Source organism: Leeuwenhoekiella aestuarii (genome assembly GCF_004104055.1).
Taxonomy (GTDB): Bacteria; Bacteroidota; Bacteroidia; order Flavobacteriales; family Flavobacteriaceae; genus Leeuwenhoekiella; species Leeuwenhoekiella aestuarii.
This window is the reverse complement of record NZ_QOVJ01000009.1, coordinates 24,716-43,942: the sequence shown is the minus strand read 5'-3', so window position 1 is coordinate 43,942 and position 19,227 is coordinate 24,716. Positions and strand designations below refer to the sequence as shown.

The following is a 19,227-nucleotide window of genomic DNA, read 5'->3' as shown; positions in this document are numbered from 1 at the left end:
TATAAAAAATTGATAAAATGAAAAGAACAAAACAAATTAAATTGGTCTTTCTCAGTTTTCTTACAGCAGCGGCTTTTACAGCTTGTACTGACTTAGAAATTGAAGAGACAGATTCGATACTTACAGATGGCTTTACGGGTATACCAACTGCTGATGAAGCAGCCAGTACTGTAAGCGGAATGTATAATAATATTCAAGGTTACGTTGGAGATCAGGCTAACTTATATGCCCTAAGTGAAGTTACTACAGATGCACAATTAGTACCTACTAGAGGTTCTGACTGGGGGGATAACGGTATCTGGAGACAAATGCATCAGCATACCTGGACTGCAGATCATCAGTATATAAGAACAGTCTTTGACCAGTGGAATGAGTTACAGTTAACTTCAAGTACTGTATTAGATGAAAGATCCGCTTCTTCAGATGAATCTCGTGCCCAAGCATCTTTCTTACGTGCTTTAGGTATGTTTGTAATTCTCGATAATTTTGGCCAGGTTCCATTTAGAGATACAACTGCGGATCCTCGTGAAAATCCAGAAGTTTTAACTGGTGCAGATGCCGTATCTTTTATTGTTTCTGATTTACAGAATGCTATCTCTGGTTTGCCATCTTCTTCTGCTGGAGATGACAATCCACGAGCAACTAAAGCTGCCGCAAGATACTTGTTGGCAAAAGTTCACTTAAACAGACATATCTACGAAAAAACGGGAAGCCCAGCTTCATCAGATATGAATGAAGTAATTACGCTAGTAGAAGAAATCGAAGACGATGGATATGCTTTAGAGGATGGTTATTTTGAAATGTTTGAGCCTACTCCAGATTCAGAAACTATTTGGTACATAAACACATCAACAGGTAACCGTATCTGGAATACACTACATTATAATTTTACACACCCTGATAACACAGGTGGTGGTTGGAATGGTTTTGCTACACTAGCAGAATACTACGATCTATTTGAAGGACCTTCTGATTCTAATAATCCTGGCGAGGGTCAGGAAGAACGTAGAGGTTATGTTGCTCAAAGCGGTATTGCCTTCACTGGCCAAGATTTGATGAGTGATACTGACAATGATGGTTTTGCTGATGCTTCAAATGTTGGGTATGGATTCCTAATCGGTCAGCAATATGCGCTTAATGGGGATGAACTTACTGATAGAGGTAATGTACCCTTACAATTCAAACGTGATTTTGTTGATGCTGGAACAGGTGAACCAAGTCTGGTTGAAAATGGTGAACAAACCGGAATTCGCGTAATCAAATACAACCCTAGAAATGGTGCTTTTAGAGAACACGAGATATTCTTCCGCTATTCTGATGCTTATTTGATGAAAATTGAAGCGATTCATAATGGTGGTACTAGCTCTGACGATGCGTTGACGCTTATGAATGACTTAAGAACATTGAGAGATGCAACTCCTCTGACTAGTCTTACAGATCAGGATATTATCGATGAGCGCGGTCGTGAATTATACATTGAATTTTGGAGACGTAATGACTTGATTCGTTTTGGTCAGTATACTAAAGACTGGGCATTTAAAGATCCTTCTGCGGTAGGGAATGACGAAAAGAATCTTTTCCCAATCCCAAATACACAGGTTATTTTAAATCCAAATCTTGTTCAAAATCCTGGATATTAATCCTTATATTTTGTTACCCATAATAGAAAAGAGGATCATTTATGGTCCTCTTTTTAAATTAGTAACTTTCCCAAAACTACTGTAACCTACTCTATGCCGCGATTACATCTTTATACTATAATCGTTTTGATTTACACTTTTTGCTGTTCTTGCGAAAAGGAAAGTAAGTCCTATAAATTAGCTTATATTGCTGATTCTGGGGTAGATTTTAAAAATACATTAACCAGCACTCCTCAACTCAACATTCTCAACTACCTCTACTTCTACAATGGTGGCGGTACAGCTATTGCAGATTTCAATAATGACGGGTTACCCGATATTTATTTTACAGGGAATCAAGTTTCAGATAAGTTATACCTTAATGTAGGTGATTTTAAATTTAAAGACATTACCTCAGCTTCCGGAATTTATGACACTAAAAGTTGGAATACAGGTGTCACTGTTGTTGACATCAACGCAGATGGCCTACTGGATATTTATGTATGCACAGTAAGCGGTCATTTACAACTTAAGGGGCGCAACAAATTATACATAAATATCGGCGAGCAAAATGGCGTTCCAAAATTTAAAGAAGCTGCTGCTGAATATGGTCTGGATTATGCAGGCCTTTCCACTCAGGCTTCTTTCTTTGATTATGACTTAGATGGCGACCTCGACATGTATTTACTCAATCATTCGGTTCATCCCAACGCCAATTATGGTAAAGCTGCTGTTCGTAAAAAAGCAGATAGTTTACTTGGTGATAAATTGTACCAAAATAACAACGGTTATTTTACAGACATCACTGAAGAAGCAGGTATATTAAGGAGTAAAATAGGCTACGGTCTTGGTGTTTCAGTCTCTGACATTAACAATGACAGCTATCCTGATTTATATATCGCAAATGATTTTTTTGAAAATGATTACCTCTATCTTAATAATCAAGACGGAACATTTTCAGAGCTTAATACCACAGAAAAAAGTTTAGGGCACACCTCACACTTTTCTATGGGAACTGATATTGCTGACATTAATAACGACGGAAACACAGATATTTTAAGTCTCGATATGCTTCCTGAAAATCTGGAAGTTCTCAAGGCTTCTGGGAATGAATATTCCTACCCTATTTACCAAAATCAGTTGCGTAACGGTTATGATTACCAGTTTATGCAAAATACGCTACAGCTCAATTTAGGTGATGGTCGCTTCGCGGAAACTGCTTTTCAAAGTGGAATTGCCGCTACTGAATGGTCTTGGACTCCACTTATTGCTGATTTTGATAACGATGGTTTTAAAGACATTTATATAGCAAACGGAATTCTGGGCGCGACCAACGATATGGATTTTGTGAATTTTATTTCTAATGAGTCTATTCAGAAAAGATTAGGCAAAAACATGTCTGAAACAGAAATGGAATTCATCAAAAAACTCCCAGAAACTCATGTAGCAAACTACATGTATAAAAATAATGCCGACGGTACTTTTGAGGATGTCACCCAGTTATGGACTGCAAATAAACCATCTTTTAGCAACGGGGCTTCTTATGCTGACTTGGATAATGATGGGGATCTGGATATTGTCGTTAATAACGTTAATGAAGAAGCCTATATTCTTGAAAACACAACAGCTCAACAATCAACTCAGAAAGGCATTCTAATTCAGTTTAAAGGGGAAGACAAAAACACTTTTGGCATTGGAGCAAAACTCATCGCCTATCAAAATAATAGAAAACAAGCTTTTGAAAATTACACCACACGAGGTTTTATGTCTGCTGTACCCCCCTCTGTTTTTGTGGGGTTGGGCGATACCGAACAATTAGATTCTCTTATGGTCGTTTGGCCATCAGGAAAACAACAGATTTTGACAAATACAAACTCAAATCTTGTCTTATCTGAAAGCAATGCTGAATCAAAAGAAAAAAACATAAACAATTCTGAAAATGAAATCAACTGGACTATTGATTCTCTTCAGGTAGATTTTAACCACAAAGACGGAAATTCTATTGAGTTTAGTAGAGACGGTCTTATTCCCTACGCGAATACTAATACGGGCCCACAAATTCAAACTGCTGATTTGAATAATGATGGTTTAGATGACTTTATAATTCTGGGTGCTAAGGCTCAAAAAACAACGATATTCTTTCAGAACAAAACAGGAAATTTCACTCAGAGCTTTCTTCCTGATGCTGATGAAGATGCTATAAATGAAGACACCGGAGCAGCGCTTTTTGATGTTGACGATAACGGAACTCTTGATATTGTTATAGCAAGCGGAGGTAACGAATTTAAAAATGGTAAAGCCCTTACTCCTCGACTCTACTTAAACACTAAAGGTTCTTTTGAAAAAATAAATAATGCTTTTGAAGGTATTGAACTTAATGCGTCAAAAATAAAAGCTGTTGATCTTGATAAAGACGGAAAACTAGATTTAGTGGTTACCAGTGATTTAGTTCCTCATGAATTTGGTGCAACTCCAAAGCAATATATTTTTAAAAATTCTGGAAAAGGAAAGTTTGAAGATATCACAACAACCTATGCTCCAGAATTTGCTACACTAGGAAATGTAAAAGATATTATTTGGGCAGATCTGGATGCAAATGGATATCCTGATGCAATAGTTTGTGGTCATTGGATGCCAATACAAATTTTGATGAATTCGGGTTCTAAACTAGAATTACAAAATATTGAAAGTCTAAAAAACACAAATGGATTCTGGAACTCGATCTTGGTTGAAGATTTTGATCAAGATGGTGATTTAGATATGATTGTCGGTAATTGGGGCTTAAACACAAGATTAAAGGCTTCTTTAGAACGGCCTATTAATTTATATCGCTTTGATTTTGATGCTAATGGCAAAACTGATCCTGTGACTACGTATTATTACAAAGGCTCAGAAACGGTTTTAGCAACTAAAGATGAACTGGTTAAACAGCTCCCCTTTTTAAATAAGAAATTCTTAAGCTATCATGCATTTGCACAAGCCAGTATAACCGATTTATTGTCAGAAGAAAAATTAGAAAAAGCTGAAAAAAAACAAGTTTTTAAACTCGCAAGTACGTATTTTGAAAATGTAGGTAACTTAGAGTTTAAAGCACATCAACTGCCATTTATGGCGCAAGTTTCAACGGTTAAAGTTATCACCGCTATAGACTTTAATGAAGATGGCTTAAACGATCTGCTACTTTTGGGTAATGACAGTGAGATTAGCACACAGTTGGGAAGGTTAGATGCATCACACGGTGTTTTTCTTCTGAATACCGGTAATAATTTTAAGTACGCCGGGAAACATAAAATTAATATTAAAGGAGCTGTGCGCAGCATTGCACCGCTAAAAATAAAAGACAATACCTATTATATTATAGGTCGTAATAATGACAAACCCCTATTTTTAAGAAAAGAGAATAACTGATGAATAGTCTTAATAAACTTTACTTTTTCGGCTTAGTATTGATGCTTATTGCCTGTGGCGATAAAGGTTCAGAAGAGAAAGAGACCACTAGCAAAGAACCTACACTCTTTAGCCTGATGGCTTCTGAAGAAACCGGTATAGACTTTGTAAATGCGATTAAAAATGAGAAAGATTTCAATATTTTTAAATACCGAAATTTCTACAATGGTGGTGGAGTTGCTATAGGTGATATTAATAATGACGGTCTTGCAGACATTTACCTAACCGCAAATATGGGAAAGAATAAACTCTACCTCAACAAAGGTAATTTTGAGTTTGAAGACATTACCGAAGCTGCTGGGGTAGGCGGCAGTAAACCTTGGTCTACCGGTGTGGTTATGGCAGATGTGAATGCTGATGGCTTACTGGATATTTATGTAAGTAATGCCGGTAATATGAAAGGAGACAACCACGACAATGATCTTTACATCAATAACGGGGATCTTACTTTCACCGAAAAAGCAAAGCAATACAATCTGGCTAAATCTGGTTTTTCTACACAGGCCAGCTTTTTTGACTATGATAAGGATGGGGATCTTGACGTCTATATTTTGAATAACAGTAATGTGCCTGTAAGTGGATTGGGATATGCTGAACAGCGTGATACTCGCGCAGAAAACTGGGAAAATGTTCCTGATATTTTTAAAGGTGTAGGTGATCTTTTAATGCGGAATGATGGCGATACTTTTACAGATGTAAGTGAAGAAGCAGGTATCTACGGAAGCCTCATAGGTTTTGGTCTTGGAGTAATGATCACAGACATCAACAATGATCTTTATCCAGATATCTACATCTCAAATGACTTCTACGAGCGCGATTATCTTTATATCAATCAACAAGACGGGACGTTCAAAGAAGATATTAAAAACCGGACATCACGCCTTTCTCTCTCCGCGATGGGTGTTGATATTTCTGACATCAACAATGATGGTTTGCAAGATATTTTTATAACTGATATGCTTCCCGAACCTGAAGAGCGGGTAAAATCTGTGATGGAATTTGACAGTTATAATGTTTATAAATTAAAACAGAGTAAAGACTTCTATCAGCAATTTATTCAGAATACCCTACAGGTAAACAACGGTAACGGTTCGTTTACAGAAACTGCCTATTACAGCGGTGTAGACGCTACAGACTGGAGTTGGGCAGGATTATTAGCTGATTTAGACAACGACGGCTACCGCGATATTTATGTAACTAACGGAATTAATCACGATCTAACTGATTTGGATTTCGTAGACTTCTTTGCTAATGAGATAATTCAAAATATGGCACTCACCGGTAAGCGCCAGGCTATTGATTCTATCATTAATAAAATGCCTAAAAAACCGTTACCCAATGCGGTGTACCGCAACAAAAAAGATCTCACTTTTGAAGATGCCGGTAAAAAATGGGGATTAGACATTCCCAGTATGTCTAACGGTTCTGCTTATGGCGATCTGGACAATGATGGCGATCTGGATCTTGTGGTGAATAATGTGAATATGCAGGCATTTATATACCGCAACGAGAGCAGACAACAAACTGATAACAATTATATAAATATCACTTTTAAAGGTGCTGAGAAGAATCCGTTTGCAGTGGGAGCTTCGGTACGCCTGTATTTTGATGGGCAAGAGATTTTACAGGAATTATATCCTGTGCGAGGCTTTCAATCTTCTATGGATTATAAGATGACTATAGGTCTGGGGCAAACGCAAACCATAGATTCATTGCGCGTGCTTTGGCCTAATGATAAAACTGAAGTATTCAAAGAAGTGGCTGCAAATCAAACTTTAAATCTCGATCAGGCTAAGGCTACTGAAGTATTTATTCCGCAGAAGCAAAAAACAGTACCACAATTACTTACAGAACTTAATAACGATAAGCTTAAAGCTAATAAAGAAAACAACTACAATGACTTTGATTATGAAGGTCTAATTGCTAAAAAACTTTCTCAGGAAGGTCCGGCGATAGCTGTAGGCGATGTCAATAATGACGGAAATGAAGATATTTTTGTAGGAGCTCCCAGTGGAAGTGCGGGAAAACTATATCTACATTTAGGCGGTGGAAAACTAAATGCAAAAAATCAGTCGCTCTTTGAAGATGAAGCTAATTTTGAAGATACAGCAGCTGCATTCTTTGATGCAGACGGTGATGGGGATCTTGACTTATTAGTAGCTTCCGGAGGTAATGAAGTGGGCAAAAAAGAGTTGCTAAGACCGCGCTTGTACCTCAATGACGGCAAAGGCAACTTAAGCAAATCACCTAATGAACTTCCGTCAGCATTTCAAAACATGAGCGTTGTTGCTCCTTATGATTTTGATGGCGATGGCGATACAGATGTCTTTATTGGTTCTCGCAGCGTTGTTGGGGTTTACGGTATAGATCCTGCACAATTATTTTTAGAGAATACCGGAGACGGCATTTTTGTAGATGCCACCGAACGTCTGGCTTACGATACTAAAGATGCCGGTATGGTGACCGATGCGATCTGGCTTGATGTTGACGGTGACGACAAAAAAGATCTGATTACCGTTTCAGAATGGGGTTCCCCTCTAGTTTATAGAAATTCAGGCAGAAGAATTTCATTAAAAGAGAATAATCTGAGTGACAAAACCGGCTGGTGGAATACCATTACTGCAGTAGATATAGATAATGATGGCGATATGGATCTGGTTTTAGGAAACGAAGGAGAAAACTTGCATTATTTACCTACGGCAGAAAACCCAATGTCTATGTACATTAATGATTTTGACAATAACGGAACGATTGAACAAATCACCACGATGCACAAAAATGGTAAAGATTATCCGTTACATCAGAAAAAGGAAATCACGGCGCAAATGAGTTCGCTTAAAAAACAAAACTTAAAAGCTTCAGACTATGCCAGTAGATATATCGATGAGATTTTTTCAACAGAGAGCTTAAAAAATGCGATCAAGAAAACTGTAAAATATTCTCAATCTATGTTGGCTATTAATGATGGCAAAGGCAACTTTAGTCTAAAACCACTTCCTTACCAGACGCAACTATCTTGTGTTTGCGATATAGTTTCTGCCGATATCAATAAAGACGGGCTTGCAGACTTGATCATGGCGGGTAACAATTATGAGTTTAAGCCACAATATTCACAATTGGATGCAAGTTTTGGTAATGTACTGCTTAACGAAGGCAATGCGAATTACAAATGGCAGAATTATGATAAGAGTGGATTCTTTATTAAAGGAGAAGTCAAGCACCTATCAACGTTTAGCGACAATAAAGGAAACGTTTACCTTATCGCTTCTGTAAATGATGAAAAACCAAAGATTTTTGCACTTAATGAATAAAGCCGTTGTACTCATACTATTAGGTTTTGTCGCTTTTTCGTGTTCCAAAGAGCCCGAATTATTTACCAATCCTGACACTGAAAAAATCGGAGTTACCTTCCAGAACACACTTACTGCGACTGAAGATATGAACATCTTAGATTACCTCTACTTTTATAACGGAGGCGGTCTTGCGATAGGCGATATCAACAACGACGGATTGCCAGATGTTTATTTTTCGGGTAATCAGGTAAAAAATGAACTCTATCTCAATAAAGGAAATCTAAAATTTGAAGATATCACCGAGACTGCCGGAGTTTCCGGAAACAGCGATTGGAATACCGGTGCAGTAATGGGCGATATTAACGGAGATGGCTTTCTGGATATTTATGTTTGTGCTGTTGTAGGGCTTAACGGTCTGGACGGTTACAACGAACTTTTTATAAACAATGGTGATGGTACTTTTACTGAGAAAGCTTCAGAATACGGTCTTGATCTGGATACCTTTTCCTCTTCTGCAGCCTTTTTAGATTACGATCTGGATGGTGATCTAGATATTTATATTCTAAATCATGCGGTACATACTCAGAGTTCATTTGGAAAAGCAGATTTGCGTTACGAGCGCAATCCACAAACCGGTGACCGCCTGATGCGAAATGATGGAGATCATTTTACAGACGTGAGCGAAGAAGCGGGTATTTACGGCGGAATAAACAGCTATGGATTAGGCATCGCTGTATCAGATTTTAATCTAGATGGTTATCCTGATATCTACATTGGTAACGATTTTCACGAAGATGATTATTATTACTTAAATAATGGCGACGGTACATTTATCGAAGCATTGAAAAAGCATTTTGGGCATACTAGCAGATTTTCTATGGGTAGTGATGTTGCTGATTTAAACCATGACGGTTGGCCAGATCTGATCTCTTTAGATATGCTACCACAAGAAGAGAAAGTTTTAAAAGCATCTGAAGGTGATGACAACATACAAACACAGCGTCTGCGCACAGACCGTTACGGATATCACTACCAGTTTACCCGAAATATGCTATTTATTAACCGCGAAGGTGGTAACTACCAGGAGACAGCTTTATTAAGTGGCGTTGCAGCTACAGACTGGAGTTGGAGTGCGCTTTTTGGCGATTACAATCAAGATATGCAGCAAGATTTATTCATTTCAAATGGCATCCCAAAACGTCCCAATGATCTGGATTATATAAAGTTTGTATCAAGTGACCAGATTCAAAATAAAATAAATAATACAGCGCTTATAGATCAACAAGCCTTAGATCTTATGCCTAGCGGAACTACTCATAATTATGTATACGAAGGCAGTGAAGATCTCAATTTTAAAGATCAGTCCGGTAAATGGATCGCAAATGACACCATCGTTTCTGGAGCTACAGCTTACGCAGATTTAGATAATGACGGGGACCTCGATTTGGTGACCAATAATATCAATGCTGCTCCTACTTTTTACATCAACCAGACTAATCAAAAAGCAAACTACATTAAAATTAAACTGACTTCAAAAAGCAAAAATGATTTTGCCATTGGTGCTAAAATCTACGCTTATGCCAATGGCATAAAACAGTTTAAAGAACTCTATACGGTGAGAGGTTTTCAGGCATCTTCAGAACCACTGATTCATTTTGGGTTAGCCCAAGAAAAAACAGTAGATTCTATTCGCATTATTTGGCCAGATAAGACCAGCCAAAAATTAACTAATGTTGAAGCCAATCAAACGTTGACAATAAAGGAAGAAAACACTCAATCTTTTAATTTTGACAATCTCAAACCGAGAAAAAAGATACTTTTTACAGTAGTCACAGACAGCTTAGGCCTTGACTTTGTTCATAAAGAAGATGCCTATTCAGACTTTGATCGGGAGAAATTGATCCCATATCAGATAGGTGATCGCGGACCAGCAATTGCTCAAGGCGATATAGATGGTGATGGCAAAGAAGACTTATTCTTTGGCGGTTCTAAATACATCGCTTCTCAAATTTATCTACAAAAAGATTCTACCTATCAGCGCATTAGTTACCCGGCTATTCTCAATGATTCTATTAATGAAGAGGTTTCTGCAGTTATAGCTGATTTTGATCAGAATGGAAAAAATGATGTAATGACCGGTACTGCGGGAGGTGACTTTTTTAACAGAGCAAAACCCTTAATAGATGGTTTGTATTTAAATACAGTAGAAGGTTTTGAGAAGTCAACTATGCCAGAGCTTTTTGACAATACTTCGATATTAGTAACATATGATTATGATAACGATGGCGATCTGGATGTCTTTGCAGGAACTCAAAGTATCACAGGAAATTTTGGCAAAACACCGGTTTCTTACCTCTTTGAAAATGAAAAGGGATCCTTCCGCTTAGCGCAAGAATTTAAAGATCTGGGTATGGTAACTGCAGCCGTCTGGGATGATTTTAGTGGCGATGGCGTACAAGATCTTATTATAGTGGGAGAATGGATGGAGCCTACATTTCTTAAAAATGAAAATGGAAAACTTACCCGAACTGAAGTTGTAACCGAAAAATTGAACGGACTCTGGCAAGGCATTATTCCGTTTGATATTGACGACGACGGCGACACAGATTATATATTAGGTAATTGGGGCGAAAACAGTAAATTTAAAGCTTCTGCAGATGCTCCGATGCTGCTCTACTACAATGATTTTGACAAGAATGGGCAAACAGAAACTATTGTAACTACCGCAAAAAACGGAAAATACTACCCCTTAATGGGACTAGACGCTTTAGCTTCGCAAGTAGTGAGTTTCAAAAAAAAATACCATAGCTATAAAGATTTTGCCGGTCAAACCATTGAGGAAATTCTTAATGAAAACCAATTAGAAACAAGTAAAAAACTTGAAGTAACAACGCTTAAAACCGGGTATTTGCGCAATGATAACGGGCAATTTACCTTTGTTCCGTTAGGGTATGATTTTCAGGTTGCTCCCGTATTAAGTTTTTGTAAATTTGACTTTGATAATGACGGTAGAGAAGAGGTTCTCGCGGCAGGAAACTATTTTGGCGTTCAGCCCTTTCACGGAAGATTAGACAGCTTTGATGGAGTTTTAATTAAAAACGCTGACACGTTTATTCCCGGGAATCAAATCGGTTTAGATTTTACACAAAAATCAATTCGTCATTTAAATATTCTTTCATTAAAAGGTCAAAAGTATTTACTTGCAACGCCTAATGACGCAGCCATCCAACTTTATAAACTGAAAAATTAAAAACAAGCATTCATCTTTAATGATGTATTTCTTAAATTAAGTTAGGACTATGTTTAAAAAAATAAGTTTAGTTTTTATAGCCGCACTTGTAATTACTTCTTGTGCTAAAGAAGAAGTACCGCTTAAAGTAACACCAAATGATTACAACAATGCGGTAGATAAAGTGACCGAAGTAATCATTCACGATATTTTCTCACCGCCTGTTGCTAGTCGTATTTACTCCTATTCTAATATTGCTGCTTACGAAGTTTTAGCACAAAACAACTCTGATTATGTGACTTTAGCCGGTCAATTAACAGACTTAAAAGAAACTCCTAAACCTGATGCCGGTGCATCAGTCAATTATGATGTCGCTGCATTGATTGCTCAAATGGAAATAGCAAAAAGTCTTATTTTTTCTGAAGATCGAATTACTGAGATGCGCGACAGTTTATATATGAAATGGGAAGACCAGAATCCTACAGAATTAGCAGCTTCTAAAGACTATGGTTTAAAAGTTGCTGATCACATTAAAAGCTGGATGGATGGGGATATGTACAAGCAAACGCGTACGATGCCTAAATTCTCGGTAAATCCTGACAATCCCTCAAGATGGCAACCTACTCCTCCTGCTTATATGGATGGAATAGAACCGCATTGGATGAAGATTCGCACCTTTGTAATTGACTCTGCTTCTCAATTTAAACCCATTCCACCACCAGAATTTTCTATGGAAGAAGACTCTGAATTTTACAAGCAATTGATGGAAGTTTACACTGTACGCAATGAGATGTCTGATGAAGGAAACGACTCAGAAAAAGTGGCGATCGCTCAGTTCTGGGATTGTAACCCATATGTTTCTACTCACAAAGGACATTTAATGTTTGCCACAAAAAAGATTACTCCAGGTGGCCACTGGGTTGGGATTGTAAAAATTGCCACAAAAAAAGCCAATGCAGATTTGATGGAGACTGTTTACGCATACACAAAGACCTCTATCGCGCTTTTTGATGGCTTTATAAGTTGTTGGGATGAAAAGTACAGAAGTAACCTCATACGTCCCGAAACACTTATTAATCAGCATATAGATGACAGTTGGGCTCCTGTTTTACAAACACCTCCTTTTCCTGAGTACAGCAGTGGTCACTCTGTGGTTTCTGGTGCAGCGGCCGAGGTTCTCACACAAATCTACGGAGATAATTTTCAGTTTGACGATGATACCGAAACCGCATACGGACTTCCCATACGTAGTTTTGACTCCTTTAGACAAGCATCTTCAGAAGCTGCTTTAAGCAGACTTTACGGTGGTATTCATTACCGTGCCGCAATTGACGAAGGTTTAAAACAAGGTCGTCAGTTAGGACAGTTTGTGGTTAAAAATCTTATCATGAAAACCAATACCGCTCAAGCTTCAAATTAATTGCATTTATGAAAAAAGGACTTCTTGCCATTGGTGTAATATTATGTATTGCCGTAGGTTGGTATTTATTTATTAAGCCAAGTGATTATATCATCAACTTTAAAGTAAAAACAACTCCGGGTACAGTAATGCAATCTGTCAAAAGCTGGAGCAGTAATTTAACGGCTAGTACGATTACAGAACAGCACGGAACCTCAGCTATTATTCAAGAGCGGCAATTTGGTGATACAACTGTAACATATACCTTTCACGTTTTTCCACTTAATGATTCGATCACCAAAGTAAGCGTTGGCGTCAAAGACGCTGAGCATAGCCTTAAAAATCGGCTAACAGTGCCTTTTACCAATACACTTTTTAAGGAGCGAAGTACTGCTAATGCAATGGATTTTTACGAGACACTTAATCAGCATCTTAAAGAGATTAAAATAGAAGTTACGGGCATTGAAAAAACACCTTCTACCTATTGTGCTTACATTTCCTTAAAAAGTATGCAAGAAGCAAAAGCCTTGGGGATGATGCGCAATTATGGCTATATAGGCGACGTTCTTACGCGCAATAATGTTGAAATGAACGGCCCTCCATTTGTAGAAATAACCGAATGGAATCAAGATACAGACAGCATTTCTTATAACTTTTGCTTTCCCATCATTCGGTCTGAGAATCTGCCCATCACAGACGAAATTAAATATAAGCGCTTGTTTACAAAAGATGCCATTCACGCAGTATATAACGGCAACTACATCACTTCAGATCGTGCCTGGTACGCGCTTTTGGCTTACGCTAAACAAAACAACATTGAAGTCGATCCCAAACCTTTGGAAGTATTTTTCAATAACCCTAATATGGGCGGAAATGCTATGGAATGGAAAGCAGATATTTATATGCCCCTGAAACAAGAAAATCCCGTAAAGGTAGATTAGTGAGGAAATTTCCGAATCTTTAGTTTATTAAATCAAAAGAGAGCTTAATCCCTTGTATCACCATTGTTGTACCAATGATGGCAATGATCAACCCCATAATTTTACCAACTACCGAAATTACATTTTCTCCTATTTTACGAGCAATAAAATCACTGAGACTAAAGGCTATATAGGTGAGTAAGCACATCAACCCAAAGATCAAAATTACCAGACCTATATTTACATAAGAAGGATTCGACACAAAATTGGTTGCTGTAACTATTGTACCAGGGCCAGCTAAAATGGGGATCGCTAATGGAGATACCGCAATATTCTCATCAAAATTAGGCTCTTTTAAATGTTTTACATTGGACTTTTTAGACTGAAGCATTTCAAACCCCACGTAAAATATTAAGATTCCTCCAGTGATTTTAAATGCCGGAATGGTTATTCCAAAAAGTCCAAAAATAAACTTTCCCAGAACTACAAAAACCGTTATAATAATAAACGCAACCAGAACAGCTCGTTTATTTACATTTTGTTTTTCTTCACGGGTTGCACCTTCAGTAAGTGATATAAAAATAGGAATGTTTGACAACGGATTCATTATCGCGAAAAAGCCAGTAAAAACAGATATTGAATAGGTTAGAATATCATCCATAAGCGTCAATTTAATTTAGGAGTTTAATGAAATATACAATTAAATCTCAAAATCAAGGACCTTATTCTGTGCAGCTGCATCCTTATCTTTTTTTCTACCAACGTTTATGCCTATCGCTATACCGAAAAGCATTCCTATACTTAAATATGACATATTACCCAATGCTGCTCCAAAAGCGGCTCCCATCGGAATACCAAATGCTGCCATGCCTACTGCTAACCACTTACTGCGATAATGATTTTTAGTTACGATACCGGCTTCTTTTTCTAACAAAGTCAAAATTTCAAATTGAGATTTTCTAATCTTCTTCTGCAACTTTTTATCATAACCTTTAAAGCTATTCAGTTCTTCTATGTTTATATTTATTTCAGTTATTACTTTATCTGAAAATTCTTTTAATTGTAGTTCCGCAAGTATCTGATTCAGCTTCTCAAACTGCTTATAAATTTTGCTGTTAGGGTTTAGATTTTGGGGTGTTTTAAGTTATTTTAATTCCATAATAAGTTCTACATAAACAAAAAAAGCCTTTGCTTATAAATTAAGCAAAGGCTGAATTCTTCAAGTAATTTCTTATTTAAACCTCAACGGCTGCATCAGAAGTTACTCGTATTTGTTTACCATCAACTAAAATATCCAGATCATCACCGGTATCAAGACTAAAGGTGTATTTATCTTTAGCCACTGCTACTTTTAGTATCTGATTTCTAAAATTCAGCTTAAAGGAAAAACCTTCCCAGGCCTTTGGCATTTTTGGAGCAAAAGATAGCATATCATCTTTAATTCGCATTCCCCCAAAACCTTCAACAACACTCATCCAGGTACCTGCCATACTTGTGATATGTAAACCTTCGTGTACTTCTTTATTATAGTCGTCAAGATCTAATCGAGAGGTTCTTAAGTAAAATTCATAAGCTTGATCCATCTGTCCCAATTTTGCAGCTTGAATCGCATGAACACATGGACTTAATGAAGACTCGTGAACGGTAAATGGTTCATAAAAGTCAAAATGCTTCTTGAGTTCTTCTTCTGTAAAGTGATCTTCAAAAACATAAAAACCCTGAAGCGTATCTGCTTGTTTTATATAAGGTGAGCGTAAAATTCTATCCCAGCTCCATTTTTGATTGATAGGCCGTTCTGCTTTATCAAGATCTGCAACAGTTACCAGCTCTTTATCTAAGAAACCATCTTGCTGTAAATACACACCTTCTTCTTCAGAAAAAGGTAAGTACATTTTTTCTGAAATATCAATCCAAGAATTTAATTCTTCATTAGAGACACCGGTTACTTGTGCAATTCTTTTGTAATCTGAACTAAATTCTTTAGCAACCTTTTTAGTATGCTCTACCGCATAACTCAAACACCATTTTGCAAGATAGTTGGTGTAAAAATTATTGTTTACGTTGTTTTCATATTCATTAGGACCAGTCACTCCAAGAATTACAAACTGCTCTTTTTTAGCAGACCAAGTGGCACGTTCTTTCCAGAAACGCGCTACTGCGATCATAACTTCTAAACCTTTTTCAGGAATATAGCTGTAATCACCCGTATAATTCACATAATCTCTAATAGCAAATATCATCGCTCCATTACGATGTATTTCTTCAAAAGTGATTTCCCATTCATTATGGCATTCTTCACCATTCATCGTAACCATGGGATACAATGCTGCTCCATTTTTAAAGCCTAACTTTTGAGCATTCTCAATTGCTTTTTCTAAGTGATTGTAGCGATAAGTCAATAAATTACGTGCAACCTCTTGATCTTTAGTAGCCATATAAAAGGGCAAGCAATACGCTTCGGTATCCCAATAGGTTGAACCACCATACTTCTCACCGGTAAATCCTTTAGGACCTATATTTAAGCGTGCGTCTTTTCCTAAATAAGTTTGATTCAATTGAAAAATATTGAAACGTATTCCTTGCTGAGCTTTTACATCACCTTCAATAACAATATCAGCCATTGACCAGATTGCTGCCCAATCTTCTTTTTGTTTAGATAACAAACTATCAAAACCTTCTTCTAAAGCAATATCTAAAACTGAAGTTGCTGCTTTTTTTAAATCATCTTTATTGTGGTTGAAAGAAGTGATATATCCTGCATATTTTTGAATAGCAAAAGTTTCTCCCTCGCGTATATCGGTCTCATAGACATGACCTATGTAGTTATCTGTCTTATTGGTTTTGAGCGTCAAAGAAATTTCTTTCCCATCTACTGTAAAGGTGTTAGACATTGCGGTACATACGTAGAAATATGTTTTCATCGTATGCGCAGAAATAAAGGCTTTATTTCCGTCTTCCGTTACTTCTAAAGTATTCCAGAATTTATCATCCCAGTTTGTATCTTCATTAGTGATACCACTATCTAAATAGGGCTCATAGCTAATGCTTACATCTTTATTGAGGGGAGTAACCTCATAATAAATGGCTCCCAATTCATCATGCTCTAAACTCAAAAAGCGTTTCGACTTCACTTTAAGTTGGGTTCCGTTTTGAAGTTCGGCTTCAAAGCTTCTACCCAACCAGCCTTCTTTCATATTGAGTTCACGACGAAATTTTGACACACTTTTTGCTGTGTTCAAATCCACTGATTCACCATCAACTTTTACTTTTATACCTATCCAGCTAGGTGCATTAAGCACTTTTGCAAAATACTCAGGATAACCATTTTTCCACCAGCCCACACGGGTTTTGTCAGGATAATAGACACCTCCTATATAACTTCCCTGAAACGTTTTTCCACTATACTCTTCTTCAAAATTGGCACGCTGTCCCATTGCTCCATTACCTATACTAAACAGACTTTCTGAAGATTTTACGCGTTCTCTTTCAAATCCCTCTTCTATCACTGCCCAGGGAGCAGGTACTATATAATCTTGATTCATGGTTATGCGTTAATTAGTTTATCTAAAAATGCAGTATCAATTTCTGTAAAATCATTAAAATTATAATCGGCTTCGTGTAAAACCTTGGCATCGCCAATACCTACACTTACCATATCAACTCCATTTGCTGCCTGAATACCGGCAATAGAATCTTCAAAAACGATAGCATCTGTATATTCTATTTCAAGTTCTTCTGCTCCCAAGGTAAAAACCTCAGGGTCTGGTTTTGCCTTTTCTACGTGATTGCCATCTACAATACAATCAAAAAGATCAAAAAGACCTATGCGTTTTAGAATAGGTTGTGCGTTTTTACTTGCAGATCCTAGCGCCATAGGAATGTTTTTTTCTTTAAGATAGGTTAGAACTTTGAGTACTCCCGGAAGAATATCATTTTCGGTCATCTTAGCAATATAACTCAGATACTCCTCATTTTTTGAAACCAGCCAGCCTTCCTTTTGTTCTTCTGTAGCTTTAACGCCACCTATCTCGAGTAAAATCTCTAAAGATCGAACGCGGCTCACCCCTTTAAAACGCTCATTTTGTTCTTCAGTAAATTCAAAACCCAATTCATCAGCCAAGTTGCGCCAAGCGAGATAATGAAATCCTGCTGTATCTACAATTACTCCGTCTAAATCAAAAATAAATCCCTTCTTACCCATATTAGCGCTTGATGACTTCTTTTGTAGATTCTCGCTCTACCAGACTGGTATCTATGTAGGCTGTGCTGTATTCCTCTTCTTCATCTTCAGGACGTTCTAATTTGTCTATAAGCATCGCTGCAGCTTTACGTCCCATTTCTTCTCCGTGTTGACTTACAGCAGTAAGACTAGGCACAGCATGCTCAGATAATTGACCATCAGTAAAACATACTAAGGAGATATCATCTGGAATCTTCTTACCTAAACCACTGATTACACGTGATGCGTGAACCGCAAAAAGCTCATTAACCGTAAAAACTCCATCAAGGTCATTTTTAGTAATAAACTCTTCGATGCGCTTTTTAGATTTATCATTAAGATCATCAATGTTGTCTAACTTCAGAATACGCTTATCATCTGGTTCTATACCAAAATCGTCTAAAGCATCTAAATAACCTTCAGTTCTCAAACGACCTACACTTACATAATCTTCACTAGTAATAATACCTATCTTACGACATCCCGAGCGTATCATATGGGTCACCCCCTTCTTTGCACCTTCTTTATCATCTATAAGTACGCGGTCACACTGTATACCATCAACCACACGGTCAAACATCACAACCGGCATACCTTGCTCTATAACTTCATTTAAATGATGATAATCTTCTTTAAGCATCGTCTCTTTTGATACCGAAAGAATAAAACCATCTGTACTACCGTTCGCAAGTAGTTCCATATTGAGAACCTCTTTGTCAAAATCATTGTTTGACAAACAGATAATGACATTATAATTTTTCTCTCTTGCCTCATGCTCTATACCCTGTATCACAGTTGTAAAAAAATGGTGAACGATTTGAGGAATGATAACACCTATAGTATTGGTTTTACGATTCTTTAAACTCAGGGCTATATTGTTTGGCTTATAATTATAAAGCTTAGCATAAGCCTTTATTTTCTCACGGGTCTCTTCACTAATTTCAGGACTGTCTCGCAAGGCTTTTGAGACTGTAGAAATTGATACTCCCAGTTCTTTAGCGATTGATTTTAGGGTCAGCTTTCTTTTCATAATTTGGGAAAAAGAATTAATAATATTAAGTCTATCTATAGACTATTCAACAAACATTGTTGTGGCAAATT

Annotated in this window: 11 protein-coding genes; 6 read left to right on the top strand and 5 right to left on the bottom strand. The window is 37.2% G+C overall.

The features are described from left to right. The first annotated feature begins 17 nt into the window (after positions 1–17). From DSM03_RS16420 to DSM03_RS16395, 6 genes are all read left to right on the top strand, one after another. Positions 18–1,640, top strand: coding sequence for a RagB/SusD family nutrient uptake outer membrane protein (locus DSM03_RS16420; RefSeq protein ID WP_128762706.1), 1,623 nt, complete (start codon positions 18–20; stop codon positions 1,638–1,640). A 93-nt stretch (positions 1,641–1,733) separates the two neighbouring features. Further along, positions 1,734–5,027 carry a VCBS repeat-containing protein gene (locus DSM03_RS16415; protein WP_128762705.1) on the top strand — a complete coding sequence of 1,098 codons (3,294 nt, stop codon included), beginning with the start codon at positions 1,734–1,736 and terminating at the stop codon, positions 5,025–5,027. Next, positions 5,027–8,377 carry a CRTAC1 family protein gene (locus DSM03_RS16410; RefSeq protein WP_128762704.1) on the top strand — a complete coding sequence of 1,117 codons (3,351 nt, stop codon included), beginning with the start codon at positions 5,027–5,029 and terminating at the stop codon, positions 8,375–8,377. The genes DSM03_RS16415 and DSM03_RS16410 overlap by 1 nt, the downstream gene beginning before the upstream one ends. After that, the gene (locus DSM03_RS16405; protein ID WP_128762703.1) at positions 8,370–11,609 is read left to right on the top strand and encodes a VCBS repeat-containing protein; all 3,240 of its coding nucleotides are present in this window, start codon (positions 8,370–8,372) and stop codon (positions 11,607–11,609) included. Before DSM03_RS16410 ends, DSM03_RS16405 begins: the two co-directional genes overlap by 8 nt. Positions 11,610–11,658: 49 nt before the next feature. After that, complete coding sequence (locus DSM03_RS16400; protein WP_128762702.1) at positions 11,659–13,008, top strand: vanadium-dependent haloperoxidase; 1,350 nt, start codon at positions 11,659–11,661, stop codon at positions 13,006–13,008. 8 nt (positions 13,009–13,016) lie between these two features. Then, entirely contained in the window at positions 13,017–13,928 is a 912-nt protein-coding gene (locus DSM03_RS16395; RefSeq protein WP_128762701.1) for a GyrI-like domain-containing protein, read from the top strand. A 19-nt stretch (positions 13,929–13,947) separates the two neighbouring features. Here the strand turns inward: DSM03_RS16395 and DSM03_RS16390 are convergent, their stop codons facing one another. The 5 genes from DSM03_RS16390 to DSM03_RS16370 all read right to left on the bottom strand — a co-directional run bounded on the left by DSM03_RS16390 (position 13,948) and on the right by DSM03_RS16370 (position 19,156). After that, positions 13,948–14,568 carry a MarC family protein gene (locus tag DSM03_RS16390; RefSeq protein WP_128762700.1) on the bottom strand — a complete coding sequence of 207 codons (621 nt, stop codon included), beginning with the start codon at positions 14,566–14,568 and terminating at the stop codon, positions 13,948–13,950. 39 nt (positions 14,569–14,607) lie between these two features. After that, the gene (locus tag DSM03_RS16385; RefSeq protein ID WP_236638940.1) at positions 14,608–14,883 is read right to left on the bottom strand and encodes a hypothetical protein; all 276 of its coding nucleotides are present in this window, start codon (positions 14,881–14,883) and stop codon (positions 14,608–14,610) included. 259 nt (positions 14,884–15,142) lie between these two features. Further along, entirely contained in the window at positions 15,143–17,449 is a 2,307-nt protein-coding gene (locus DSM03_RS16380; RefSeq protein ID WP_128762698.1) for a glycoside hydrolase family 65 protein, read from the bottom strand. Positions 17,450–17,451: 2 nt separating this feature from the next. Next, positions 17,452–18,108, bottom strand: coding sequence for a beta-phosphoglucomutase (gene pgmB, locus DSM03_RS16375; protein WP_128762697.1), 657 nt, complete (start codon positions 18,106–18,108; stop codon positions 17,452–17,454). 1 nt (position 18,109) lies between these two features. Further along, positions 18,110–19,156, bottom strand: coding sequence for a LacI family DNA-binding transcriptional regulator (locus tag DSM03_RS16370; protein ID WP_128762696.1), 1,047 nt, complete (start codon positions 19,154–19,156; stop codon positions 18,110–18,112). Positions 19,157–19,227 lie beyond the last annotated feature (71 nt).